The organism is Janthinobacterium sp. ROICE36 (genome assembly GCF_002869965.1).
Lineage (GTDB): Bacteria > Pseudomonadota > Gammaproteobacteria > Burkholderiales > Burkholderiaceae_D > Janthinobacterium.
The window spans coordinates 13591-36991 of the sequence record NZ_PEBS01000055.1 but is presented as its reverse complement, the minus strand read 5'-3'; the positions used below and the strand labels follow the sequence as shown (position 1 = coordinate 36991).

Genomic DNA, 23401 nt, shown 5'->3' with positions numbered 1-23401 from the left:
GTGTATCGATGGTTTGCGACCGGACCCTTCGTTCCAGTTCGGCACGGTCTTCCTCGCTCAATATAATCGGCGCCGCAGTCAGCATTGCTCACCTCATCTCAAACTCAATATGTAGATGATAGCGCAGTCTTTAAATAGTGCAACCATTTCGCAAGCAGTACACTAGTTGGTCTCTACCGGCACCGTCTCCGGCACTGCCGCCGGATCCGTTGGCGTTTCCACATCCATGTCCAGCGTCTTGACGCCATTCATGTCGATGAATTCATCGTACAGCCATTCGCCATCGACCTGGCTCAGGCCTGCCGGCACGGCGCGCGTCACTTGCGGGCGCGTAGAGAGCGCGGTGCGCATGTAGTCGATCCAGATCGGCATGGCCAGGGTCGAACCGAATTCGCGTCCGCCCAGCGATTTCGGCTCGTCATAGCCCATCCACGCCACCGCCACGATGCCGCCGCCGTAGCCGGCGAACCAGCCGTCGACGGCGTCGCTGGTGGTGCCCGTCTTGCCGGCGATGTCGCTGCGCCCCAGTTTTTTCGTCGCCGCCGCGCCCGTGCCCGTGCGTGCCACTTCGCGCAGCATGCTGTCCATCACGAAGGCGTTGCGCGGGTCCAGCGCCAGGGTCTTGTCGTCGTTCGGCGCGGGCGGCTTGGTCTGCATCAGCACCGTGCCTTTGGCGTCGACGATGCGGTCGATCAGGTACGGTTCCACCTGGTGGCCGCCATTGGCGAACAGGGCATAGGCGCCCGCCATCTGCACGGGCGTGACGGAACCCGTACCCAGCGCCATGGTCAGGTTGCTGGGCTGGCGCTTTGGATCGAAACCGAATTTTTCCAGGAAGTCGTGCGTGGTCGACACGCCCAGCGCGCGCAGGATGCGCACCGAGGCCACGTTCTTCGATTGCGCCAGCGCGTAGCGCATGGTGATGGGGCCGTCGAACTTGAAGTCGTCATTCTGCGGCGCCCAGACCTTGCCGCCCGCCTGCATTTCGAGGGGCACGTCGTTGATCAGGGTGGCCGGCGAAAAGCCTTTTTCCAGCGCCGCCGAATACACGAAGGGCTTCATGGCCGAACCAGGCTGGCGCCAGGCCTGCGTGACGTGGTTGAACTTTTGCAGGTTGTAGTCGAAGCCGCCCACCATGGCGTGGTAGGCGCCCGTGTCCGCATCGAGCGAAACGAAGGCGGCGGCCACCAGCGGTACTTGCGTGATGGCCCAGTTGCCCTTGCCATCCTTGTTGATACGGATCACGGCGCCCGGGCGCAGCTTGATGCCGCCGCTCGCCTTGCTTGAGAGCGCAGGGGCGGCAAAGCGCAAGCCCTCGCCCGTGATGGTCTTGGCGTCGCCATCGCCCGTGTCGGCCACCACCTTGCCGCTGGCCACGTCAAGGACGACGGCGGCGATCAAGCCATCGCTGTCCGGGCGTTTTTGCAGTGCTGCATCGATGGCATCGTCGCGCTGCTCGGGGTCCGCCGGCATGTCGATGAAGGTTTCCGGGCCGCGGTAGCCGTGGCGCTGGTCGTAGGCGATGACGTTGCGGCGCGTCGAGGCGTAGGCCGCATCCTGGTCCGCTTTCAGGATGGTCGTGTAGACGCTGATGCCCTTGGTGTAGCTGTCTTCCTTGAACTGCGCAAACACGGCCTGGCGCGCCAGTTCGGCCACGTATTCGGCGTGCGTGTCGAAATCCTGCTTGCCGCGGGTATTGATATGCAGCGGCTGCGCCAGCGCCTGCTGGTATTGGCCCTCGCTGATGTAATCGAGTTCGCGCATGCGTTTCAAGACCAGTTGCTGGCGCGCGTGCGCCTTTTTCGGATTGCTGATCGGGTTGTGACGCGAGGGGTTTTGCGGCAAACCGGCCAGCATCGCCATTTCCGCGATCGACAGTTCAGACAAAGGCTTGCCGAAATAGGTCTGCGCCGCGCTGCCGAAGCCGAACGAGCGCTGGCCCAGGTACATCTGGTTCATGTACAGCTCGAGAATCTGCTCTTTTGACAGGGCCGCTTCGATCTTCAGGGCCAGCATGATTTCATTGAGCTTGCGCGAAGCGACTTTTTCGCGCGTCAGGAAGAAATTGCGCGCCACCTGCATGGTGATGGTCGAGCCGCCGCCGTGGCCGAAGCCGTGGCGCAGGTTCGACAGCACGGCGCCGCCAGCGCGCACGAAGTCGATGCCGTGGTGCTCGTAGAAGCGGCTGTCTTCGATGGCCTGCAGGGCTTTTTTCATCATTTCCGGCACTTGCGCTATCGGCACGAAGTCGCGGTGCTCTTCGCCGAATTCGCCGATCAGCACATTGTCGGCCGTGTACACGCGCAGCGGTATCTTCGGCTGGTAGTCCGTGATGACGTCCAGTTCAGGCAGGCGAGGGCGCACGTACAGGAACAGGTAGGCGGCCAGCAGCAGGACAGCGGCCAGCGCTGCGCAGCCGGCGAGGATGAAGCTACGCACGGTGGCGCGGCGGGAAGGCCAGGGGAATCCGGATCGTTTGGCAGTCAAGGCAGTCTCACGTGAGCGTGCAAGGCACGGTGGCAGCGATTATAGACCAATGCGCCAGCCGCTCCGGCGCGGACGGAGGCCGGGAGCGGGAGCAAAAAACCTTTTCATCGAAACGCGGCTGTGCGATAGTCTCGGCTTCAAGACAATAGCCCGGGCGTCAATCCGGGCTGTTTATTTTTAAAAATTAAGGAAATATCCATGGCAAAAGATGCAACACCGAGCGTCGTGAAGCCCTATATCCCGGCCGATGCGAAGCTTCCCGAGATGACCTTCCGCGCGCTGTTCATGGGCGTCATCCTGGGGATGGTCTTTGGCGCCTCCTCGCTGTACCTGGTGCTGAAAGTGGGCCTGACCGTCAGCGCCTCGATTCCCGTCGCCGTGATCGCCATCACCCTGTTCGGCCTGGCCAAGAAGGTGGGCGGCAAGGATTCGTCGATCCTGGAAAACAGCATCACGCAAACGGCCGGTTCGGCCGGCGAATCGCTGGCCTTCGGCCTGGGCGTGACCATGCCCGCCATCCTGATCCTGGGCTTCGACCTGGAAATCTCCAGGGTCATGCTGGTCGGTATCCTCGGTGGCCTGCTGGGCATCCTGATGATGATCCCCATGCGCCGCACCATGATCGTCGACCAGCACAAGGAACTCAAATTCCCCGAAGGCACGGCTTGCGCCGAAGTGCTCAAGGCGGCCGCCACGGAAGAATCGCGCATCGCCGCCGGCGAAAGCATCGAGAAAGACTCGGCTGCCGCGCTGGACGCCAAGCGCCGCGCCAAGATCATCTTCGGCGGTTTCGCCGTCGGCTTGCTGTATAAAGTGTTCAATATCTCGTTCAAGGGCTGGAAGGACACGCCGGGCGTGGAGTTTGCCGCTCCGCTGAAGGGCGGCTCCATCGGCGCCGAGATTTCCCCTGAATTGCTGGGCGTGGGCTACATCATCGGCCCGCGCATCGCCGCCACCATGGCGGCCGGCGGCGTGCTGTCCTATCTGCTGCTGATCCCGATGATCAAGTTCTTCGGCGACAGCCTGACTACCGTGCTCTCGCCCGGCACCAAGTTGATCAGCGAAATGGGTGCCGACGACGTGCGCAGCGCCTACGTGCTGTACATCGGCGCGGGCGCCGTGGCCGCCGGTGGCCTGATTTCGCTGGTGCGCGCCATGCCCATGATCTGGCGCAGCCTGTCGGCCGGCCTGAAAGGCATCGGCAAGGGCGTCAAGAGCAATTCCACCTTGCGCACCGAGCAGGATATCCCGCTGAAATGGGTCATCATCGGCTGCCTGGCCATCATCGCCGTGATCACCTTTGCCACGCCGCTGCACATGAATTTCCTGGGCGCGCTGCTCATTCTCGTCTTCGGCTTCCTGTTCGCTACCGTGTCATCGCGCCTGACGGGCGAAATCGGCTCCTCGTCGAACCCGATCTCCGGCATGGCCGTGGCCACCTTGCTGTTTACTTGCCTGATCTTCCTCATCATGGGCTGGACGGGCGGGCGTTACTATGTGACTGCCTTGTCGGTGGGCGCCATCGTGTGCATCGCCGCCAGCAATGCCGGCACCACGTCGCAGGATTTGAAAACCGGCTACCTGGTGGGCGCCACGCCGCGCCTGCAGCAGTACGCGATCTTGGCGGGCGCGCTGTCGTCGGCCCTGATCCTGGGACCAATTTTGCTGAAACTGAACGAAGCGAGCACCGTCTACGTGCCGGCCGCGCAAGTGGCGCCCGGCCTGACGGTCGACGCATCGAAGCTGACGGTGACGGGCGAACTGCATGGCCCGCAAGCCGACACCGACCACAATACGTATAAAGTCTGGCAAAAGACGGATACCGTGGGCGGCCCGGCCGGCAAATATTTTGTCAAGGACGATGGCCAGCTGGCTTACCTGGTCGATCCGGGCATCAATGGCCATTACAGCAAGCGTCCCGATGGTTCTGAAGTAAAAAAGTACGATGCGCCGAAAGCCGTGCTGATGTCCTATATCATCAAGGGCATCCTCGATCAGCAACTGCCGTGGACCTTGGTGCTGTTCGGCGTGATGATCGCCGTGGTGCTGGAGATGGCCGGCATCGCGTCGCTGGCGTTTTCGGTGGGCGTGTACCTGCCGCTGTCGTCGACCTTGCCGATCTTCGTCGGCGGCCTGGTGCGCTGGCTGGCGGACCGCCGCAACAGCAAGCTGGATCACAACGCACAACTCAACGAGGAAGAGCGTCAGCTGGCGGGCGACCGCAGTTCGGGCGTGCTGCTCGCATCGGGCTACATCGCCGGCGGCGCGCTGGCCGGCATCATCATCGCGATTACTGCCGGCGTGCTGACGCACTTCGACCAGATGATGACCGACTGGGCCGAGCACGGCAATCCGTTCTACGCGGGCCTGCACTCGGATGCGCTGTCCCTGCTGCCGTATGCGGTCATCATCGTGCTGCTGTACCTCGTGGCAAGAGAGAAAAAGGCGGACAGCCCGCAGGCTTGATGCTTTGGCCAATCCAATGAGAACCGCCCGGTGTCATGACGATACGGGCGGTTTTTTTATGCGCGCGCATTACGGCGATGGAGGCGATATGGGCCGCGCCGCCAGCTGCGCCGCAGTGGCATAGATGGTCACGTTCTCGCTGGCCAGTTGGCGCAGGTGCCCGAAAAACGCCTGTGCCGGAATGGCCCACGACGGCGCATCGCCAACTTGTCCGTTCACGCGCAGGCCGGCGGCGTCAAATTCCCGGTGAAAGTATGCGCGCAGATCGCCACGGCCGGGATGGTCGATGCGGCGCTGTGCGACTGCCGGATCGAAAGGGCGCACGGGCACTCCCCAGCGCCGGCCGGCGTGGTCCAGGCAGGCCAGTAGCTTTGTATCGTCTTCCCACACGGGCACGGGAAAGGCGTCGCCCATGGCGTCTTCCAGGGCGTGATAGAACGTCACCGGCCCCATGGAGATGCCCAGACCCAGCACCTTGGCGTGCTCGCAGCCGATGAAGCGCTGCCAGGGCGAACCCATGCCGAAGATGGAGGGCGCGCGGTGGTGCGCCTCGGTGAGATCGGCGGCATGGCGGCCCCACGCGGACACGGAATGGGTGGGATGGATGCTGCGCCGGACACCGGCGCCGGCGAGGAACGCTTCGGGCAGGCGTCCCATGTGCGTGCCATGGCGGCGCGGGTCGAAGACATAGTCTGGCATGGCGCAGGTGGCGCGCAGCGTGCCGCCGGGCAGATAGTAGGTGGGCAGCAGCAGGGTGCCTTGCGGGCCGACGGCGTCCTGCAGGGCGCCGATCACCGCCAGCGCGCCGCCCTCCACGTAGCCCAGGCTTTTCAGCGAAGAATGGATGAACAGCGTGTCTCCCTGCGCGATGCCCAACCGCGCCAGGCCGGCGGCCAATCCGGTGCGCGTCACGTGGGGGGCGCTGTGGCGCATGTGCCGGGCGCTGCCGGTGCGGCGCCACGCTTCCAGCGTGACCCTGGCAGCGCGCTTGGCCGCTTCAAGCATCACCGGCCTCCCGTGCCAGTTCCAGTTCCAGCAGGTTCGCATCGATGCAGAACTTGGCGGCCCAGTTCAGGTAAGCCCAGGCGCCGTAGTCGCCATCGACGGGAAACGAGCCCTTGACGCCGCCGCGTGCGTGCGCGGGACCGTCGATGCAGATCGAGCGCCGCACGTAACGGTTCAGGCGGCGCCCCGCGTCGAGGTAGCGCCGCTCGCCGTTGAGCCGATACAACAGGAACAAACAATGCGCATTTTGTACGGAACCCGTGAGGCAGGCGTAATCGGCGCCAGGCTGGAAGTCCGGGCCGAGGCGGCCCGCCAGGTAGCCATCGGCCGCCACGGCGTTGGCGATGCCCGTGGCGGTGCGCACGGCAGCGTCCAGCAGGTCGGCGCGCCCCGCAAAGCGGTGCGCTTCAAGCAGGCCGCGCAAGGCGTAGCCGATGGTGTGGGTCAAAGGCAGCAGCGGGTTGTCGAGGCAGTTGGAAGCGAACCAGCCGTTGGGACGCTGCTTGCTCAGCGCCCAGTCGACCTGGCGCAAGCCGGCCGCGCCATAGCCGTGGCCCGGCGCGATGCGGTCCGCTTCGAACAGGCCCCAGGCCACATGCGTTTCGTAGGCCTTGTCGCCGGGCCTGGCGAACGGCGTCGGATGCCGGCGCCAGCAGCCGTCGGCATCCTGGCTGTCGCGCAGCCACCGTGCCGCGCGCTGCATGGCGTCCTGGTAGGGCGCGCCGTACGCTGCCACGCCGGCCGCCAGACCAAGCAGGATCTGGCCCGTGTTGAAGGTGACGGGCACGCGCGGCAGCGAATCGATCTTCCCGCCCTGAAAACCGCCTTGCGGGAACTGGATGGCCACGCACCAATCGAGCATGCGGCGCGCGCGCCCATGCAGGGCAGCGTCGCCCGTGCGCTGCGCCACGGTGATCATGCTGGGGATGATGTAGCCGGTGGTCTCCGGATAGGAGCTCGACCAGCCTGTCAGCAAATTGTAGTCGCGTGCGACGCCGCCGTCGTGTGAGCTGGAATGGTCCTGCGCCGCGCATAGCCAGGCGGTGCAAGCCTTGACGACGGCTTGCGGGCCGGGGTCGACGGCGGGCAGGCCGCGCCGGTCTGACAGCCGCTCCATGCGCGCCGCCGCCGGCAGGCTCGCTGGCGGCGCCAGAGTGTTTCTGATCTTCGCGAGCAAGGCGCGCATGGCAGTCCAGTTGGTGGTTGGCTCAGGCTACTGTAGCGCCGGCAGCGGGCCGGGCTATTGACTTGCCGCAAGGATCAGCGCTCGCATCGCTGTCGCCGGAATTGACGCATAATGGATACTCTAGCAACGTCGACGAGGCCCGCCATGAACAGCGTCACGCTTGAATACACAGTCGTCACCAATCCCGACTCCTTTGTCGGCTTCAAGTATTACGTCAAGGCGGGGCAGGCATTCGATGCCGACGATTTTGCCTATTCCTACAAGCTCAATAGGTCCGACCTGGACCCGGACAGCGTGCTGGCCACCCGCGAGGCGGCGGCGAAGCTGCAGCCGGGCGAGTGGCTGACGGTGTCGCATTCGGTTGCGGCGTAGCGATCCCACTACTTGTTTCTTGTTTAACTTTGCCGGCCCGCCAGGGACATATGCATCTGACTCTTTCAGCATTTCCTGATATCTCTATTGTTCCAACCTTGGCTGAACACGCCGAAGCGCTCGCCACCCTGGTGGGAGAAAACCGTGCACACCTGCACGCTTTTCTTCCCGCCGTGGTGCAACTGGCGTGCGTCGACGATGCCAGGGCTTATCTGGAAGCCGCTGCCGCGCGCGCCGCCAGCGGTGAAGTGCTGGAATGGCATGTTTTTTCCGGCACAGCGTTATGCGGCAGCATCCGCCTGAAAGACATCGACGCAGCGGACCGCAATGCCAGAATTGGCTATTATCTGGCCCGTCAGTTCCAGGGCAGGGGTATCGCCAGCGCTGCGGTACACGCCGTCCTGGCGCATGCGTTTGGCGCGCTGCAGTTGCACCGCATCGAATTGCAGTGCGCGGCAAGCAATCATGCCAGCATGGCGCTGGCCGGGCGGCTGGGATTTATGCACGAAGGCGTGTTGCGTCAGGCGGAATTATTGAATGGTGCGTTTGTCGATCTGCATGTCTATGGCTTGCTGCAGCCGGATTTTGTGCCGGATGGTGCTGCCCTTAGCCTGGCATGAACCAGGCGCGCAGTTCATCCTCTGCCCTCTGCGCCGCCGCCTGCGTCAAGGTCAGCACGATGATCTTTTCCTGTGCCGGGCGATGCCCATCGCCCTCGGCCAGCTCGATGGCTTGTTCGAAACTTGTGTAGTCGTGGCCGAATTCACGCGGGCATTGCTGCACGATGCGCGCCGCCTTGCCAGCGTTCCGGTCGGCCAGGTTGACGATGGGATTGCCGTCATGGAACGGCTGGCCATTCGCAAACGCGGTGCGCAGATACGGCGCGCACTGGCCATCGAGGAAGGACAGGTGTGCCTGCCACCAGGCCTCTGCCGCCGCATACGTGGCCTGGTCCTCAAGAAAATCGGCAAACAGAAAGTCGTTCATCATAGTTTCCTCGGCTAGATGCCGAACACTTTCAAAATGGCGTCCGTGAAACCTTCGAACCAGCTGCCCACCTTGCCCGGCTGCTTGCCGTGGCGCGGGGTTTCTTCGTACAGGTAGACGCCGTTGTCGCCGTCGAAGCGGTCGTTGAGCAGCGCCTGCTGGCCGCGCAGGTAGGGGATGAAGGTTTCGCTGCGTATCGTCGAGTACAGCACGTCGGTGCTAAACCCCAGGGTGGCGGACTGGCTGATGGCGCGGCCCTGGCCGGCCCGCTCCTGGCGCACGCCGCGGCAGCCGCGCACGATCAGCGTGACGGGGCCGCGAAAGACGATGAAGCGCAGTTGCAGGGTGAGCCAGGCATGCAGGCTGCCCAGGCGCCAGTGGCTAGCTATCGCCAGCGGCTGGTTCGCGTCGCAGATCAATCCCACCAGGCCCCGTGGCTGGAATATCAATGCGCTGCCGGCTGGCAGGTGTACCACGGCGATTTCCAGCAGCGGATCGTCGCTGGCGGAAATCGTCACGGATGCAGTCACGTCGCTGTGCAGCCGCGTCAGCGCCACCATGCCGGCCGCCAGGCTGGTGAACGGGAAGCGCCAGTCCAGCAGCCACTGCGTGCGCTTGGTGCTGCTGACGGGCGACGATTGCAGGTATGCGGGATGGATCAGCATCTGCTGCCCAGGGTTTAGCTGTAATGCCTGCGAGACGGCGGAGATGCGCGATGCGCCCTGCGGCGGCAGGGGCAGGCTGGCATCGCCGGATTGCAGCTCGCGCGCGATGGACAGCGGCGGCAAACGCGCGGCCAGGGGCGCCAGCACGAAGTAAAAGAAGGCCTTGATGGCGACGGGCAGAAGGATGGCAGACAGTACCAGCAGGGCGGCCGTAGGCGCCACGTCCATGATGGGAGCGCGCCAGCGGGCGATCCAGTTGCGCGCCAGCTGCGCCTCGCTCGTGGCGATGGCCGCCTGCACGGGCGCCAGTGCGCTGGCCAGTGCCGCGTTGTCGATGGCGAATGGGGCGGGGTGGGCCGCATTGTTGGTGCGCGCGCGCTGCGCTGCCCAGGCGCGATACGCTTGCAGGTTGATCTCGCGCCAGCGCTGACCCTCGGCTTCGAGGCGCGACAGCTGCGCGTAAGCGTCGCTGCCAGGCAGGCGCGCCGCCACGGGGTGCTGCGCTTCCAGTTGCCGGCGCTGGGCCAGGTTGTGCTGCAGCGCGGCATACGCGTTGACGTGTTCCGCATGCAGGCGCGCCAGCGTGTGCCGCGCATCTTCGCCTTCGACCGCCGCTTGCAAGGCGCTCAGATAACGGGCTTCCTGCGCCAGCACTTCGATTTCCACGCGGCGCGCCGCTTCCTGCTGCGCATGCAAGGCCAGCGTGTGCGTATCGGGCAGGGGAAGGGTGAACAGCGATGCTTGCTGCCGCGCGCGCAGCTGGTGCAGCTGTGCCTGTACTTGCTGCAAGCGGGTGGCGATGGCGGTTTGCGAGGCGTGCTGCAGGGCGTTGACCCTGGCCGTGGCCGCATCGGCCAGGCTGGCGCCATGCTGATCGGCGCCGTCGGCGGCCAGCCTGAGCGCCGCGACGGTCTCGCTGCCGGCGCTGTAGGCGCGCCATTCGGCCAGCAGCAGGCGTCCGGCCAGCAGGATGACGATGAACAGGGCGAACTGCAGCGCGTGGCGCAGCAGGAAGCGCAGCAGGGCCGTCAGCAGCTGGCGCAAGGAGGTGCTGCCTTAGTTCGCCGCGCTATCGGCATCGGCGCAGCATTTCTTGTACTTCTTGCCGCTGCCGCAATGGCAGGGGTCGTTGCGGCCCGTCTTCGGCACGTCGCGCAGCACGGTAGCGCCGGACTGGCTTTGCGCCTGGCTTTTCAGGTGGCGCTGGCGCGCCCAGGCCGCGTTGATGGCGATCACGGATGGAATCACGCCATCCATGGCCGTTTCGGCCGCATCGTCATCGAGCTCGCTGGCAGCGGCCAGGTGCTGGAACGGCGCCAGGTATTGCGGGTGGCTGACGGCCAGGGCGGCCCACTGGGGCTTGTCCAGGCTGGTGCCAAGCAGGAAGCCTGCACACCAGGCGGGCACGCTCCATTCGGGGCCGCATACGTAGATGGGCTCGAAGCTGTCCGGGTCCTTCGCCAGCCATTCGACCATGTAGGCGTGGTGGCGCTGCGCCAGGCTGGCCGCCCGTTCGCTGTCCGTACCTGGCGCGGGTGCCGCAGCGCCGGTTACCTTGTCCCAGACCCAGGGCAACCATTGTTCTGGCGTGATCTGTTTCGGACTCAGGGCGACGGCCGTGAGCAAGCCTTCCAGCATGGAGACATCCATGGCGGCGCCGGCCAGGGCGGGTGCCGCCAGCAGGGTATCGAGTTCGGCGTATTCGTCGTCGGAGAGGGGCGTGGTGGTGGAGATGCTGGACATGGGATTCTTTGTGTAAGTTGGTCGATGGCCGCTGGCCCTGGCCGTATTGTACCGCCCGGCAAGGGGAAAGCCGGCGCTGGAATGAAAAACGGCGACCCGCAGGCCGCCGTCTTTATCCAAGGCAGAACGCTTACTTCACGCCGTGCATCAGTTTGTTGATCAGCGGTGCGATCAGGAACAGGATCACGCCGGCGCCCAGCAGGGACCAGAAGCCGAAGGTGTAGCCGGACAGGGCCGACTGCACCGACATGCCGCTCGTGCCGCTGACGTGGCTGGCGAAGATGCCCGACAGGTTGTTGCCGATACCGGTCGACAGGAACCAGCCGCCCATGCCCAGGCCAACCAGGCGCACTGGCGCCAGCTTGGTCACCATCGACAGGCCGATAGGCGACAGGCACAGCTCGCCGATCGATTGCAGCACGTAGACGGTGGTCAGGGTCCAGAACGGGATCTTGTTATCGGCGCCGACCAGGCTCGACAGAGCGAAGATCAGCAAACCGAAGGCCAGCGCATTGCCCAGCAAGCCCAGGCCGAATTTGCGCGGGATCGATGGATTGACGTTGTGGCGTGCCAGGTAGACCCAGACGGCGGCGATGAGAGGCGCGAAGACGATGATGGCAACCGAGTTGACGGTCTGGAAGTAGGCGGTCGGGAAGATCCAGAAGCCCAGGTCGCGGTTGACGATCTTGTCAGCCAGGAAAGTAAACGAGCTGCCAGCCTGTTCGAAGAACATCCAGAACAGGATGTTGAAGACGAAGATTAGCAGCATGGCGATGACGCGGTCGCGCGCCACTTTGCCGTTGCGGATGCCTTCGATCATCAGCATGAAGGCCAGGCCGATGAACAGCACGGTCAGGACGATTTGCAGCTTTTCAGCGCCGACCGTCAGCAGGAAGTACATCAGCGGGATCACGCACAGGCAGCCCAGGGCGACCCAGACGACGCGCATCGGGTTGCCGGAACCGGCTTCCGGTGCGCCGATGCCCTTCAGGGCGCGGCGGCCGATGAAGAACCATACCAGGCTGATCAGCATGCCGAAACCGGACGCCATGAAGACCATCTTGTACGAAGGCATGGCGCTGGTGCCGAAGATCGACTCGGCCAGCCACTGGGTGAAGACGGGCGCGACCATGGCGCCCATGTTGATACCCATGTAGAAGATCGTGAAACCGCTGTCGCGGCGCGGATCGGCTGTCGTGTACAGCTTGCCGACCATGGTCGAAATGTTCGGCTTGAACATGCCGTTACCGACGATCATCGTGGCCAGGCCCAGGTTGAAGATGTCCTGGTTCGGTACCGAGATGCAGAACAGGCCGGCTGCCATGAAGACGGCACCCAGCAGGATCGAGCGCTGGTAACCGATGACCCGGTCGGCGATGTAACCGCCGAACAGGGCGCCGGCGTACACCAGCGCGAGGAAGGAACCGTAGGTCAGGTTGGCCGCTGCCTGTCCCGAACCGTCGCCAGCATGAAACTGGGCCACGATGTACAGGACCAGCGCCCAGCGAACTCCGTAGAACGCGAAGCGTTCCCAGAATTCAGTCATGAACAACATCCACAATGGGCTTGGATGGCCCATAATCTGCTTGAACTCGGGAATAACGGCTTCCTTGTTGGGCGTAGTCGCACCGCTCATGCGGTTCCTCCTGAAAAATTATTATAGTCAATCGATACAACAAACTTATGGAAGCCTGCGGGCGGCGGGGACTCTCATGAAGAACCTCACGCACGGGAATTCCAATAGGCAGGCATTCTAATCTACAAATTGCGCTGAGCGAAGGTTTCCATTCGCATTAGCAAGAATGACTGTTTCATATTAATCAAACCGGTTTGCAGGCAAGGGCGGCCCGGGCGATTTTGCGGCGGCACAGCACAACTTGCCCGACTTGTCGTATATTAAGGTTGCAAGACCTTCGAGCATCGATTTTTAAAGGAATTTTTCGCATTATGGAACACGACGTTATCGATACTCTGGTTTCACCGGAAGGCCGCCTGGACGTGCTCTCCAAGACTGAAGTCAACAAACTGCTCGACACCAGCCAGGGCGGCCTGTACAACACTTTCCGCCGCTGCGCGCTGGCGGTCTTGAATTGCGGCAGCACCATCGACGATGGCCGCGCCCTGCTGGAGCGCTATCAATCGTTTGAAATCTCCATCATCCAGCGCGAGCGCGGCATCAAGCTCGACATCAAGGGTGCGCCAGCCATCGCCTTTGTCGATGGCAAGATGATCAAGGGCATCCACGAGCACCTGTTTGCCGTGCTGCGCGACATCATCTTCGTCAGCGATGAAGTCACGGGCAACCCGAAATTCGACTTGCAGAGCACGGAAGGCGTGACGGACGCCGTCTTCCACATCCTGCGCAATGCGAATGTGTTGCAAACCCAGCTCAACCCGAACCTGGTCGTCTGCTGGGGCGGGCATTCGATCAACCGCGCCGAATACAATTATTCGAAGGAAGTGGGCTACCAGCTGGGCTTGCGCGGCCTCGACATCTGCACCGGTTGCGGCCCCGGCGCCATGAAAGGCCCCATGAAGGGCGCCACCATCGGCCACGCCAAGCAGCGTTTGCACAATGGCCGCTACCTGGGCATCACCGAGCCGGGCATCATCGCGGCCGAATCGCCGAACCCGATCGTCAATGATCTGGTCATCATGCCGGACATTGAAAAGCGCCTGGAAGCGTTCGTGCGCGCGGGCCACGGCATCGTCGTCTTTCCCGGCGGCGCGGGCACGGCCGAAGAGATTTTGTATATCCTCGGCATCCTGCTGCACCCGGACAATGCCGACATCCCGTTCCCGCTGATCTTCACGGGCCCGGAAACGTCGCGCGAGTATTTCGTGCAGATCAACCAGTTCATCAGCGACACCCTGGGTCCGGAAGCGCAGCAGCGCTATAAAATCATCATTGACGACCCGGAACTGGTGGCGCGCGAAATGCTCGAAGGCATACGTCAGGTGCGCGAATTCCGCAAGGCGCACAGCGACGCGTATTACTTCAACTGGCTGCTGAAGATCGACCATGAGTTCCAGAAGCCGTTCCAGCCCACGCATGAAAACATGCGCAACCTGAGCCTGCACAAGAACCAGCCCACGCACTTGCTGGCGGCCCAGTTGCGGCGCGCGTTTTCGGGCGTGGTGGCGGGCAACGTCAAGGACGACGGTATTCGCTCGATCGAAGAGCATGGCAACTTCGAAATTCACGGCGACAAGGACATCATGGGCCCCATGGATGCGTTGCTGGCCTCGTTCGTGGCGCAGCACCGCATGAAACTGGCAGGCACGGCATACGTGCCTTGCTATACCGTCGTCCAGTAATTTTTTAATCAGCGCCGCCCGCCCCCTGCGTTTGCCGGGGGAGGGCGGCGTTTTTCATTCATGCCCCATCGTGTTCCTTCGCCGCCACAGGCAATCAAATCGCTTGCGTCATCGATGTGTGGGTGCTATCTTTGGAACCGGTTCCAAAATAAAAACATGAACGTCAACAGGTAGTGGAGAGCAAGCTTGGATTCAGTACGCGGCAGTAAAAAAACAGTCTCCGGCGAACCGGCCCGGCCCGTGACCATCGCCCAGGTGGCGCGCGAGGCGGGCGTGTCGAAGACCAGCGTGTCGCGCTTTCTCGGCGGTGAACTGGACGCTTTGTCCGAGAACATTCGCCAGCAGATCACCAGCACCATCGCGCGCCTCGGCTACCAGCCGAACCAGATGGCGCGCGGCCTCAAGCGCGGACGCACGCGCCTGATCGGCATGGTCGTGGCCGACATGCTCAATCCCTACACGGTGGCCGTGCTGCAAGGCGTGGAGGCGGCTTGCCAGCAGCATGGCTATACCCTGATTTTATGTAATACCGGCAATGACGAACAGCGCGAACGCCAGTCGCTGGTCGCGCTGCGCTCGTACAGCGTGGAAGGGCTGATCGTCAACACGCAGGGGCGCAACATTCAGTCGTCCGACTTGCAGCAGGCGGGCATGCCCATCGTGCTGGTCGACCGCCGCATCGAGGGCGCCGATTTCGACCTGGTGGGCCTGGACAATGTGCAGGCGGGCCGCCTGGCAACCCAACACTTGATCGAGCAGGGTTTCGACGCCATCGCCTTCGTCGCGCCCCCCTTGACGGGCGTCAGTTCGCGCCTGATGCGTGCCGACGGTTTTCAGTCAGTGATGGCCGAGCATCCGGGCTGCGTGGGCGAAGTGCTGGCGGTGGACCTGGACGACCGGCCTTCCATCGACGCGCAGGTGCGGCAATGCCTGGTGCAGTGGCGCGGCCGCCGCGTGGCGCTGCTGGCTTCGAACGGCATGGTGGCGCTGGAACTGGCGCTGATGCTGCAGCGCCTGGCATTGCGCATGCCGCAAGACGTGGGTTTGCTGGGCTTTGACGAATTGCCGTGGTCGCCGCTGGCGGGCCTGAGCACGATCGAGCAGCAGACCTATGAAATCGGCTTTACGGCGATGACGTGCATGCTGTCGCGCCTGCAGGGCGAGCAGTGCCCGCCGCGCGAGGTGCTGTTGCCAGGCAAGCTGATTGTGCGCCATTCCACCCAGGGGAACGCGGCACGCAAGAACGGCGATTGACGGGGGAGAGGGCGTTGCCCTTTTTTTTGGGTAAGTTATGGAACCGGTTTCATGGAATCTCATCACACTGGAAAGGGGCGTGGATAGTCAGGCAAGGCAATGGCAGGAGTTTGGCATGAGGTTGAAGCGACACGGCAAGAGACGAAGTAAATCGTCCATTTGACAATATTCCCGGAAGTGCCTCGACGAGGCCAGTACCGGGATCACAGGAGACGGAAACATGAAGATGACGACACTGTTTTACGCGAAGATCGTGGCTTGCGCGCTGGCCGCCACGTGCGCCCTCGGTGCGGCGGCCGATGCCGGCGCCCAGACGCTTGGCGACCTGATCAAGAAAGGCAAGCTGACCATCGGCGTGGTCAGCGGCACGCCGCCGTTTGGCAGCATCGACGCCAAGGGTGCGCCCGTCGGCTATGACGTCGATGTCGCCAACCTGATCGGTAAATACATGAACCTGCCCGTGGAAGTGGTGCCCCTGACGGCACCCTCGCGCGTGCCGTCGCTGGAATCGGGCAAGGTCGACTTCCTCGTGGCGACCCTGGCGCCCACGCCGGAACGGGCCAAGACCCTGATGTTCACCATGCCCTACAGCGCGTTTGAACTGGCCATCGTCGCGCCGGTCGGCGGCAAATTCAAGGCCCTGGCCGATTTGAAAGGCAAGAAGGTGGGCGTGACGCGTGGCACCACGAATGACACGGCACTGAGCCGCATGGCGCCGGCCGGCACGGCCATCGTGCGTTTCGAGGACGACGCCACCGTCACCCAGGCCTTGCTCAGCAAGCAGGTCGATGCCGTCTCTATCCCCAGCACGATGGCGCTCGACATCATCAAGACGCGCGGCGCGGGCAAGATCGAAGTCCGGTTCACGTATTCCGTGCAACCGAATTCGATGGCGGTGCGCCGCGGCGACTTCGAGCTGCACCAGTGGCTCAACAATTTCATCTACTACGTCAAGCTGAACGGCGAACTCGACGCCATCGCGCGCAAGTGGAGCGGCGCGCCGCTGCCGCCATTGCCGACCTTCTGATACCACAAGCCGCATAGGGAAAGTGTTGGTCCGTACGGCGCGCCACCGTGGTGGCGTCGCCGGGGATGCGCACGTAGATAAGGAGTTGAGTATGCCGTATGAATTTCATTTTGAACTCGTCATGCAATCGCTGGACCGCCTGTTGTGGGGCGCGGCACTGACGATACGCCTGAGCGCCCTGGCGATGGTGCTGGGACTGGCGGTGGGCGTGTGCGCCGCCGTCATCCTGAAGAATGGTCCCGCCTATGCCCGCGCTTTGGTGCGCGCATATGTCGAGGTGATCCGCAGCACGCCGTTCCTGGTGCAGCTGTTCATCATCTTCTTTGGCTTGCCGTCGCTGGGCCTGCAACTGGACGCCAACGGCGCCGCGCTCGTCGCCATGACGGTCAACCTGGGCGCCTATGCGGCGGAAATCGTGCGCGCCGGCATCGGCGCCGTGCACCCCTCACAGCTGGAGGCGGCCCAAGCCTTGGGCATGACGCGCTGGCAAGTGATGCGCCATGTGGTGCTGCTGCCGGCGCTGGAAAAAGTGTATCCGGCGCTGGCCAGCCAGTTCACCTTGATGATGCTCGCATCGAGCGTGGTGTCGGCCATTTCCGCCGAAGAGCTGACCGCCGCGGCCCACCTGCTCGACTCGGAAACCTTCCGCAGTTTCGAGATCTACATCGTCGTGATGGTGCTGTACATCCTGCTGGCCCTGCTGTTCCGCTTCAGCTTCTGGGTGCTGGGCCAGATCGTCTTCAAACGCCGCCGCCGTCTGGGCGCGGTGCGCATGGGAGCTTGACATGATCAGTGATTTTTCCTGGGATAACCTGCAATTTTTGCTCGAGGCCACGCGCTGGACCATCGGCCTGTCGCTGATCGTCTTCATCACGGGCGGCATCGCCGGCTTCGCGGTGGCGCTGCTGCGCACGGCGCGCAGCCCGTTCCTGCGCTTCATCAGCGCCCTGTATATCCAGCTGGTCCAGGGCACGCCCGTGCTGATCGTGCTGTTTCTGACCTATTACGGCCTGGCCCTGTTTGGCTACAAGCTGTCGCCGATCATCGCGGCCGGCGCGGCGATGACGATCTTTGCCAGCGCCTACCTGGGCGAGATCTGGCGCGGCTGCATCGAAGGCGTGCAGCGCCAGCAGTGGGAAGCATCGGCCGCGCTGGCGCTGAACCGCTACCAGCAGCTGCGCTACGTCATCCTGCCGCAGGCGCTGCGCCATTCGTTGCCGCCGACGGTGGGCTTCATGGTGCAGATCATCAAGAACACCTCGATCACCTCGATCATCGGCGTGGTGGAACTGACGCGCGCAGGGCATCTGGTCAGCAACGCGACCTTCCTGCCTTTCATCGTCTTCCCCGTCGTCGCCCTGATCTACTTTGCGATGTGCTACCCGCTGTCGCGCTACAGCCATTCACTGGAAAGGAAATTCCATGCCCATCGTTGACATCGACAATATCAGCAAGAGCTTCGGCGCCAATCACGTGCTCAAGGGCGTGTCGTTCGCCGTCGAGCGGGGCCAGGTCATCGCCGTGATCGGCCGCAGCGGTTCCGGCAAGAGCACCATGCTGCGCTGTATCAACGGCCTGGAAACCATCGACAGCGGCAGCATCGTCGTGGCCGGCCATACGCTGACGGCGCGCCAGGAGCATCTGCTCGACTTGCGCAAGGAGGTCGGCATGGTCTTCCAGAGTTACAACCTGTTCCCCCATCTGACGGTGGAAGAAAACGTCATGCTGGCGCCGCGCATCGTCAAGAAGGTGCCCGATGCGCAAGGCCGCGCCACGGCCCTGCGCGTGCTCAAGCAGGTGGGCCTGGACCACAAGCGCGACGCCTATCCCGAGCAGTTGTCGGGTGGCCAGCAGCAGCGCGTGGCGATCGCCCGTTCGCTGGCGATGGAGCCGCAGGTGATGCTGTTCGACGAAGTCACGTCGGCGCTCGATCCGGAACTGACGCAGGAAGTGCTGAAGGTGATGGAAGCGCTGGCGCAGGCGGGCATGACGATGCTGCTGGTGACGCACGAGATGGAGTTCGCGCGGCGCATGGCCGACGTCACCGTTTTCATGCACCAGGGAACGGTGTGGGAGAGCGGGCCGTCGGAAGCCTTCTTCAGCAACCCGCAAACGCCCGAAGCGCGCCAGTTCGTCGGCGCGGGAGCGATCAAATGAGCCCCGTCCTGGTGGCGGCGTCGGCCTATGGCGCAAGCAGGGTAAGGCTGTTGGGGCAGAGCCATTTCATCGACGTGGTGGCCGATGCGGGCGGCGCCGGCATCGAGATCCGCCGCGAGCTGTTTACGTCCGACTTGCCGGACCTGGCGCGCATGGGCGCGGCGGTGGCCGCGCGCGGCCTGTACGCGGTGTATTCCACGCCCATCGAATTGTGGGACGCGGACGGCTTGTTGCAGCAGGATCTGCTGCAGCAGATGCTGGACGAGGCGGCGCGCCTGGGGGCGCGTTACCTGAAGGTGTCGCTGGGCCATTACCCGGCCGCACCGGACTTTGGGGGCTTGAAGGCCCAACTGGCAGCGGCGCCCGTGGCGCTGCTGGTGGAAAACGACCAGACGGCCCATGGCGGCAAGCTGGCGCCGATGGCGCGCTTCCTTGTGGCGGCGCGCGAAGGCGGGCTGCCGGTGGGGCTGACCTTCGACATCGGCAACTGGCGCTGGGTGGGCGAGGATGCGCAGCAGGCGGCGCGCCTGCTGGCGCCGTATGTGCGCTATGTGCATTGCAAGGCCGTCCTGGAGGATGCGGGCCGGCTGTCGGCGTGCGCCGTTTCCGAGGCCGATCCGGCCTGGCGCGCCGTCTTCGCGCACTTTGCTCCGGGCGTGCAGCGGGCCATCGAATTCCCTTTGGCCGGCGCCGACCTGGTGGCCGAAACGGTCCGCTACATTCAGATGCTGGAGGCCGCATGATGACGCTCGATGTTGTGACCTACGGTGAGGCGATGGCGATGTTCGTTGCCGAGGAGACGGGGGACCTGGCGGCCGTGGCGCATTTCACGCGCCGCCTGGCCGGCGCCGAGACGAATGTCGCCATCGGCCTGGCGCGCCTGGGCCTGCGCGTCGGTTGGCTGAGCCGGGTGGGCGACGATTCCTTCGGCCGCTTCATCCGCGCCAGCGTGCAGGCCGAGGGCGTCGACTGCAGCCGGGTCGTCACCGTCGCCGGCCAGTCCAGCGCCTTCCTGCTCAAGCAGAAGGCCGAGAACGGCGCCGATCCGCTGGTCGAATACTTCCGCAAGGGTTCCGCCGCCAGCCGGCTGGCGCCGGAGCACTTCGACCCCGCCTATTTCCTGTCCGCGCGCCACCTGCATGCCACCGGCGTGGCGGCGGCGCTGTCAGCCACCAGCCTGGCGTTTGCCGGCCAGGCGCTCGACTTCATGCGCGAGCATGGCCGCACGGTGTCGTTCGACCCCAACCTGCGGCCCTCGCTGTGGCCCTCGCAAGCCGTCATGGTCGAACAGATCAACCGCCTCGCTGCCAAGGCGGACTGGGTGCTGCCCGGCCTGGGGGAGGGCAAAATCCTCACCGGTCACGACCTGCCGCACGACGTCGCCGGCTTTTATCTGCAGCGGGGCGCGCGGCTGGTGGTCATCAAGCTGGGCGCCGAGGGCGCTTATTACCGCACGGCCGGTGGCGACAGCGGCATGGTGCCGGGCGAGCGCGTGACCAACGTGGTCGACACGGTGGGCGCCGGCGACGGCTTCGCGGCCGGCCTGGTCAGCGCCTTGCTGGAGGGCTTGCCGCTGGCGCAGGCAGTAAGGCGCGGCAACAGAGTCGGCGCTTTCGCCATCCAGGTGGCCGGCGACATGGAAGGCTTGCCTACCCGCGCCCAGCTCGACGCGCTGGTTCAATCTTGAATAGAACAGGGGAAAACGCGTGAAAAAACATGTGGTTGTGTATAAAAAGCTGGCCGAGCCGCTGCTGGCGCGCCTGCGCGCCGAATGCGAGGTGACGTACTTCGAGGCGATCGATGCGGGCAACCGCGCCGCATTCGCCGCCGCCATCCGCGGCGCGCATGGCTTGCTGGGCGCCAGCGTGCGGCTGGACCGCGAACTGCTGGACCCGGCCTTTGCGCTGCGCATCATTTCCACCATTTCGGTGGGCGTCGACCAGTTCGACGTCGATTACCTGCGCGAACGCGGCGTCTTGCTGGCCAATACGCCGGACATGCTGACAGAAACGACGGCCGACACGATCTTCGCGCTGATCCTGGCCAGCGCGCGGCGCGTCGTCGAACTGGCCGAATTCGTCAAGGCGGGAAGCTGGACGCGCAGCGTGGGCGAAAACCAGTATGGCGTCAATGTGCATGGCAAGACCATCGGCATGCTGGGCATGGGCCGCATCGGCCGCGCCGTCGCCCGCCGCGCCGCGCTGGGCTTCGGCATGCAGGTGCTGTACGTGAATGGTGAAGCGGTGCCCGAGGTGGAGGCGGCGCTGGGTGCGCGCCAGGTGGCGCTCGACGACTTGCTGGCCGGCTCCGACTTCGTCTGCGTCGTGCTGCCGCTGACGGTGCAGACGGAACGCATGATGGGCCGGCGCGAGTTCGCGCTGATGCGCCCCGGCGCCATCTTCATCAACGGTTCGCGCGGGCGCATCGTTGACGAGGCGGCGCTGGTCGAGGCGCTGCAACAGGGCACGATCCACGGCGCAGGCCTCGACGTGTTCGAGCGCGAGCCGGTGGCGCCGGACAATCCTCTGCTGGCCATGGCCAATGTGGTGGCGCTGCCGCACATCGGCTCGGCCACGCATGAAACGCGCTACGCCATGGCGCAGCAGGCGGTGGACAACCTGCTGGCCGGCCTGCGCGGCGAGCTTCCGCGTCACCTGGTGCGCTAAGAACAGTATCCACAGACAGGGAAAGAGATGAAGAACAAGGTAGCAAGGGCAATGATCATCGGCGCCGGCGCTTGCAGCAGCCTGTGCTCGGCGCAGTCGAATGTGGCCATGTACGGCATCGCGGATATGGGCGTGGTGTCCGAGAATGGCGGCGCCGGCGGCAGGGTGCTCAAGCTGACCAGCGGCATCGCCAACGGCTCGCGGCTGGGTTTCAAAGGCAGCGAAGACCTGGGCGGCGGCATGACGGCGATCTTTACGATGGATGCGGGCATCCTGGCCGACACGGGCGGCTCGGCCCAGGGCGGCCTGTTGTTCGGGCGCCAGGCTTTCGTCGGTCTCGCCGGCGCGGCGGGCACGCTGCGGCTGGGCCGCCAGTACACCTTCATCGATAGCAGCCTGGGCGCGCTGGACCCGTTTTATCTGGGTTTTGCGGGCAGGATGAGCAATGTTTTCACGGCCGGTTACATCAGCCGCGTCGACAACAGCATCAGCTACAGCTCGCCCGTGCGCGGCGGTCTTTCCGGTGAACTGGCGTACGGCTTCGGCGAAGTGCCCGGCGACGCCGCGGCCAGGCGCTACATGGGCGCGGCGGCCACCTATGCCAGCGGGCCGCTGACTGTGCGCATGGCGCACCAGGACGCCAATACCATATCAAACGCGCAGCTGGCGGGCAGGGCGAGGAACACGGTGCTGGGCGCCACCTGGGACTTCGGCGTGGTCAAGGCGCATGGCGCCATTGCCGTCAGCAAGAGCACGGCGGGCGCCACCACCACGGTTGACAGCGCGGACCTGATGCTGGGCGCCACCTTGCCGGTGGGCCCGCACCGCGTCTTGTTCTCGTACGTACGGCGCGACGACCGGCGCGCCGCCAACGGCGACGCTTCGCAGATCGGCATCGGCTACACCTACGCGCTGTCGAAGCGCAGCACCTTGTATGCGGCCTATGCGCATATCGACAACCGCAACGGCGCCGCCTACCTGGTGGGCAACGCCACCGATAACGGCAGCGGCAACCAGGCCTGGAACCTGGGCCTGCGCCACACTTTTTAAGGGGAGAATCGAATGAAGAAGATCGGATGGATTTTGGTCGGCGCCAGCACCGTGGCGCGCGAATGGATGGTCGACGCAATCGGCCAGCAGGGCGACGCGGAAGTGCTGGCCGTGGTCAGTCGCGACGCTGCGCGCGGCGCCGCCTTTGCCGCGCAGTTTGGCATAGCCGCCAGCTATACGGATTTGAGTGCGGCACTGGCCCATCCGGGCGCGGATGCCGTGTACATCAGCACCACCAATGAGTGGCATATGGCGCAGACCTTGCAGGCGGCGCGCGCGGGCAAGCACGTGCTGTGCGAGAAGCCGCTGGCGCTGAACCTGGACGACGCCCGCCGCATGGTCGACGGCTGCGCCGAAGCCGGCGTAGTGCTGGGGATTAACCACCACCTGCGCAACGCCGCCAGCCACGCCAAGGTGCGCGAGCTGATACGCGCCGGCGAGATCGGCCAGCCCCTGTATTGCCGCGTGCTTCACGCAAACAAGCTGCCGCAGCACTTGCGCGGCTGGCGCCTGGACGCGCCGGAATCGGGCGGCGTCACGCTCGACATGTTCGTGCACGATGTCGACACCTTGCGCTTCCTGCTCGATGCAGAGCCGCGCCACGTGACCGCCTGCGCCACCAGCGGCGGCATGACGGTGGCCGGGCTGGAAGAGGGCCTGATGGCCGTTATCGAGTTCGACAACGGCACCCTGGTGCAGGTGCACGACGCGTTCAACGCGCCGCATTCGCTGTCCGGCGTGGAAATCATCGGTAGCAAGGGCAGCATCTTCGCCTCCGGCGTGATGACGCAGCGCCCCGTTGGCAGCATCAGCCTGACGCGCGACGGCGGCAGCGTCGATATCCCCGTCGAGCATGAAAACCTGTATGTGCGCTCGGTGCGCGCCTTCCAGCGCGCCATGCGCGGTGTAGGGCAGCCTGCCGCCACTGGCGACGACGGCATGCGCGCGCTGGCCACGGCGCTGGCGGCGCAGCAGGCCAGTCGCAGCCACCAGCGCGTGACCCTGGCCGATTGACGGC

The 23401-nt window shown here is 64.5% G+C and carries 21 protein-coding genes; 14 read left to right on the top strand and 7 right to left on the bottom strand.

What is annotated here, in order from left to right:
* Positions 1–162 precede the first annotated feature (162 nt).
* Positions 163–2487: a penicillin-binding protein 1A gene (locus CSZ94_RS20195; protein ID WP_258001107.1), complete on the bottom strand. Its 2325-nt coding sequence runs from the start codon at positions 2485–2487 to the stop codon at positions 163–165.
* Positions 2488–2685: 198 nt separating this feature from the next.
* On the opposite strand from CSZ94_RS20195, the gene CSZ94_RS20190 reads away from it, so the two are divergent.
* Positions 2686–4953, top strand: a complete 2268-nt coding sequence (locus CSZ94_RS20190) for an OPT family oligopeptide transporter (protein WP_102123166.1) — start codon at positions 2686–2688, stop codon at positions 4951–4953.
* A gap of 69 nt (positions 4954–5022) precedes the next feature.
* On the opposite strand, the gene CSZ94_RS20185 is transcribed toward CSZ94_RS20190, so the two are convergent.
* Positions 5023–5958 (bottom strand): AAC(3) family N-acetyltransferase, encoded by a 936-nt coding sequence (locus CSZ94_RS20185; RefSeq protein WP_180977547.1) that lies wholly within the window; start codon positions 5956–5958, stop codon positions 5023–5025.
* A complete protein-coding gene (locus CSZ94_RS27715; RefSeq protein ID WP_146009858.1) occupies positions 5951–7144 on the bottom strand; it encodes a prenyltransferase/squalene oxidase repeat-containing protein in 1194 nt (397 codons plus the stop codon). The genes CSZ94_RS20185 and CSZ94_RS27715 overlap by 8 nt, the downstream gene beginning before the upstream one ends.
* 144 nt (positions 7145–7288) lie before the next feature.
* On the opposite strand from CSZ94_RS27715, the gene CSZ94_RS20175 reads away from it, so the two are divergent.
* Positions 7289–7516 carry a hypothetical protein gene (locus tag CSZ94_RS20175; RefSeq protein WP_102123163.1) on the top strand — a complete coding sequence of 76 codons (228 nt, stop codon included), beginning with the start codon at positions 7289–7291 and terminating at the stop codon, positions 7514–7516.
* A complete protein-coding gene (locus CSZ94_RS20170; protein WP_146009857.1) occupies positions 7483–8136 on the top strand; it encodes a GNAT family N-acetyltransferase in 654 nt (217 codons plus the stop codon). The genes CSZ94_RS20175 and CSZ94_RS20170 overlap by 34 nt, the downstream gene beginning before the upstream one ends.
* Here CSZ94_RS20170 and CSZ94_RS20165 read toward each other — a convergent pair.
* The 4 genes from CSZ94_RS20165 to CSZ94_RS20150 all read right to left on the bottom strand — a co-directional run bounded on the left by CSZ94_RS20165 (position 8123) and on the right by CSZ94_RS20150 (position 12490).
* Positions 8123–8506, bottom strand: coding sequence for a hypothetical protein (locus tag CSZ94_RS20165; RefSeq protein ID WP_102123161.1), 384 nt, complete (start codon positions 8504–8506; stop codon positions 8123–8125). The genes CSZ94_RS20170 and CSZ94_RS20165 overlap by 14 nt on opposite strands.
* Positions 8507–8517: 11 nt before the next feature.
* The gene (locus tag CSZ94_RS20160; RefSeq protein ID WP_102123160.1) at positions 8518–10212 is read right to left on the bottom strand and encodes a hypothetical protein; all 1695 of its coding nucleotides are present in this window, start codon (positions 10210–10212) and stop codon (positions 8518–8520) included.
* A gap of 12 nt (positions 10213–10224) precedes the next feature.
* The gene (locus CSZ94_RS20155) at positions 10225–10911 is read right to left on the bottom strand and encodes a UPF0149 family protein (protein ID WP_102123159.1); all 687 of its coding nucleotides are present in this window, start codon (positions 10909–10911) and stop codon (positions 10225–10227) included.
* Between the two features lie 130 nt (positions 10912–11041).
* Positions 11042–12490: a peptide MFS transporter gene (locus CSZ94_RS20150; RefSeq protein ID WP_441326567.1), complete on the bottom strand. Its 1449-nt coding sequence runs from the start codon at positions 12488–12490 to the stop codon at positions 11042–11044.
* A gap of 368 nt (positions 12491–12858) precedes the next feature.
* Between CSZ94_RS20150 and ppnN the strand changes: the two genes are divergently transcribed.
* From ppnN to CSZ94_RS20095, 11 genes are all read left to right on the top strand, one after another.
* On the top strand, positions 12859–14229 hold the full coding sequence (gene ppnN / locus CSZ94_RS20145; protein ID WP_102123158.1) for a nucleotide 5'-monophosphate nucleosidase PpnN: 1371 nt from the start codon (positions 12859–12861) through the stop codon (positions 14227–14229).
* A 186-nt stretch (positions 14230–14415) separates the two neighbouring features.
* The gene (locus CSZ94_RS20140; protein ID WP_102123157.1) at positions 14416–15483 is read left to right on the top strand and encodes a LacI family DNA-binding transcriptional regulator; all 1068 of its coding nucleotides are present in this window, start codon (positions 14416–14418) and stop codon (positions 15481–15483) included.
* Between the two features lie 220 nt (positions 15484–15703).
* Entirely contained in the window at positions 15704–16510 is an 807-nt protein-coding gene (locus CSZ94_RS20135) for a transporter substrate-binding domain-containing protein (RefSeq protein ID WP_096235825.1), read from the top strand.
* A gap of 91 nt (positions 16511–16601) precedes the next feature.
* Positions 16602–17294, top strand: coding sequence for an amino acid ABC transporter permease (locus tag CSZ94_RS20130; RefSeq protein WP_102123156.1), 693 nt, complete (start codon positions 16602–16604; stop codon positions 17292–17294).
* A gap of 1 nt (position 17295) precedes the next feature.
* Entirely contained in the window at positions 17296–17946 is a 651-nt protein-coding gene (locus tag CSZ94_RS20125) for an amino acid ABC transporter permease (RefSeq protein WP_102123155.1), read from the top strand.
* Positions 17933–18667, top strand: coding sequence for an amino acid ABC transporter ATP-binding protein (locus tag CSZ94_RS20120; protein ID WP_102123154.1), 735 nt, complete (start codon positions 17933–17935; stop codon positions 18665–18667). The genes CSZ94_RS20125 and CSZ94_RS20120 overlap by 14 nt, the downstream gene beginning before the upstream one ends.
* Entirely contained in the window at positions 18664–19410 is a 747-nt protein-coding gene (locus CSZ94_RS20115; protein WP_102123153.1) for a sugar phosphate isomerase/epimerase family protein, read from the top strand. Before CSZ94_RS20120 ends, CSZ94_RS20115 begins: the two co-directional genes overlap by 4 nt.
* Complete coding sequence (locus CSZ94_RS20110) at positions 19407–20354, top strand: sugar kinase (protein ID WP_374703593.1); 948 nt, start codon at positions 19407–19409, stop codon at positions 20352–20354. The genes CSZ94_RS20115 and CSZ94_RS20110 overlap by 4 nt, the downstream gene beginning before the upstream one ends.
* Positions 20355–20373: 19 nt before the next feature.
* On the top strand, positions 20374–21333 hold the full coding sequence (locus tag CSZ94_RS20105) for a 2-hydroxyacid dehydrogenase (RefSeq protein ID WP_102123152.1): 960 nt from the start codon (positions 20374–20376) through the stop codon (positions 21331–21333).
* Between the two features lie 27 nt (positions 21334–21360).
* Positions 21361–22383, top strand: a complete 1023-nt coding sequence (locus CSZ94_RS20100) for a porin (RefSeq protein ID WP_102123151.1) — start codon at positions 21361–21363, stop codon at positions 22381–22383.
* A 12-nt stretch (positions 22384–22395) separates the two neighbouring features.
* Positions 22396–23397 carry a Gfo/Idh/MocA family protein gene (locus CSZ94_RS20095; protein ID WP_102123150.1) on the top strand — a complete coding sequence of 334 codons (1002 nt, stop codon included), beginning with the start codon at positions 22396–22398 and terminating at the stop codon, positions 23395–23397.
* Positions 23398–23401 lie beyond the last annotated feature (4 nt).

Coding starts and splice junctions, on each gene's coding strand:
- CSZ94_RS20125 (WP_102123155.1), top strand. CDS start 17,296: ATGATCAGTGATTTTTCCTGGGATAACCTGCAATTTTTGCTCGAGGCC.
- CSZ94_RS20155 (WP_102123159.1), bottom strand. CDS start 10,911: ATGTCCAGCATCTCCACCACCACGCCCCTCTCCGACGACGAATACGCC.
- ppnN (WP_102123158.1), top strand. CDS start 12,859: ATGGAACACGACGTTATCGATACTCTGGTTTCACCGGAAGGCCGCCTG.
- CSZ94_RS20175 (WP_102123163.1), top strand. CDS start 7,289: ATGAACAGCGTCACGCTTGAATACACAGTCGTCACCAATCCCGACTCC.
- CSZ94_RS20190 (WP_102123166.1), top strand. CDS start 2,686: ATGGCAAAAGATGCAACACCGAGCGTCGTGAAGCCCTATATCCCGGCC.
- CSZ94_RS20100 (WP_102123151.1), top strand. CDS start 21,361: ATGAAGAACAAGGTAGCAAGGGCAATGATCATCGGCGCCGGCGCTTGC.
- CSZ94_RS20185 (WP_180977547.1), bottom strand. CDS start 5,958: ATGCTTGAAGCGGCCAAGCGCGCTGCCAGGGTCACGCTGGAAGCGTGG.
- CSZ94_RS27715 (WP_146009858.1), bottom strand. CDS start 7,144: ATGCGCGCCTTGCTCGCGAAGATCAGAAACACTCTGGCGCCGCCAGCG.
- CSZ94_RS20110 (WP_374703593.1), top strand. CDS start 19,407: ATGATGACGCTCGATGTTGTGACCTACGGTGAGGCGATGGCGATGTTC.
- CSZ94_RS20115 (WP_102123153.1), top strand. CDS start 18,664: ATGAGCCCCGTCCTGGTGGCGGCGTCGGCCTATGGCGCAAGCAGGGTA.
- CSZ94_RS20150 (WP_441326567.1), bottom strand. CDS start 12,490: ATGGGCCATCCAAGCCCATTGTGGATGTTGTTCATGACTGAATTCTGG.
- CSZ94_RS20130 (WP_102123156.1), top strand. CDS start 16,602: ATGCCGTATGAATTTCATTTTGAACTCGTCATGCAATCGCTGGACCGC.
- CSZ94_RS20120 (WP_102123154.1), top strand. CDS start 17,933: ATGCCCATCGTTGACATCGACAATATCAGCAAGAGCTTCGGCGCCAAT.
- CSZ94_RS20135 (WP_096235825.1), top strand. CDS start 15,704: ATGAAGATGACGACACTGTTTTACGCGAAGATCGTGGCTTGCGCGCTG.
- CSZ94_RS20165 (WP_102123161.1), bottom strand. CDS start 8,506: ATGATGAACGACTTTCTGTTTGCCGATTTTCTTGAGGACCAGGCCACG.
- CSZ94_RS20095 (WP_102123150.1), top strand. CDS start 22,396: ATGAAGAAGATCGGATGGATTTTGGTCGGCGCCAGCACCGTGGCGCGC.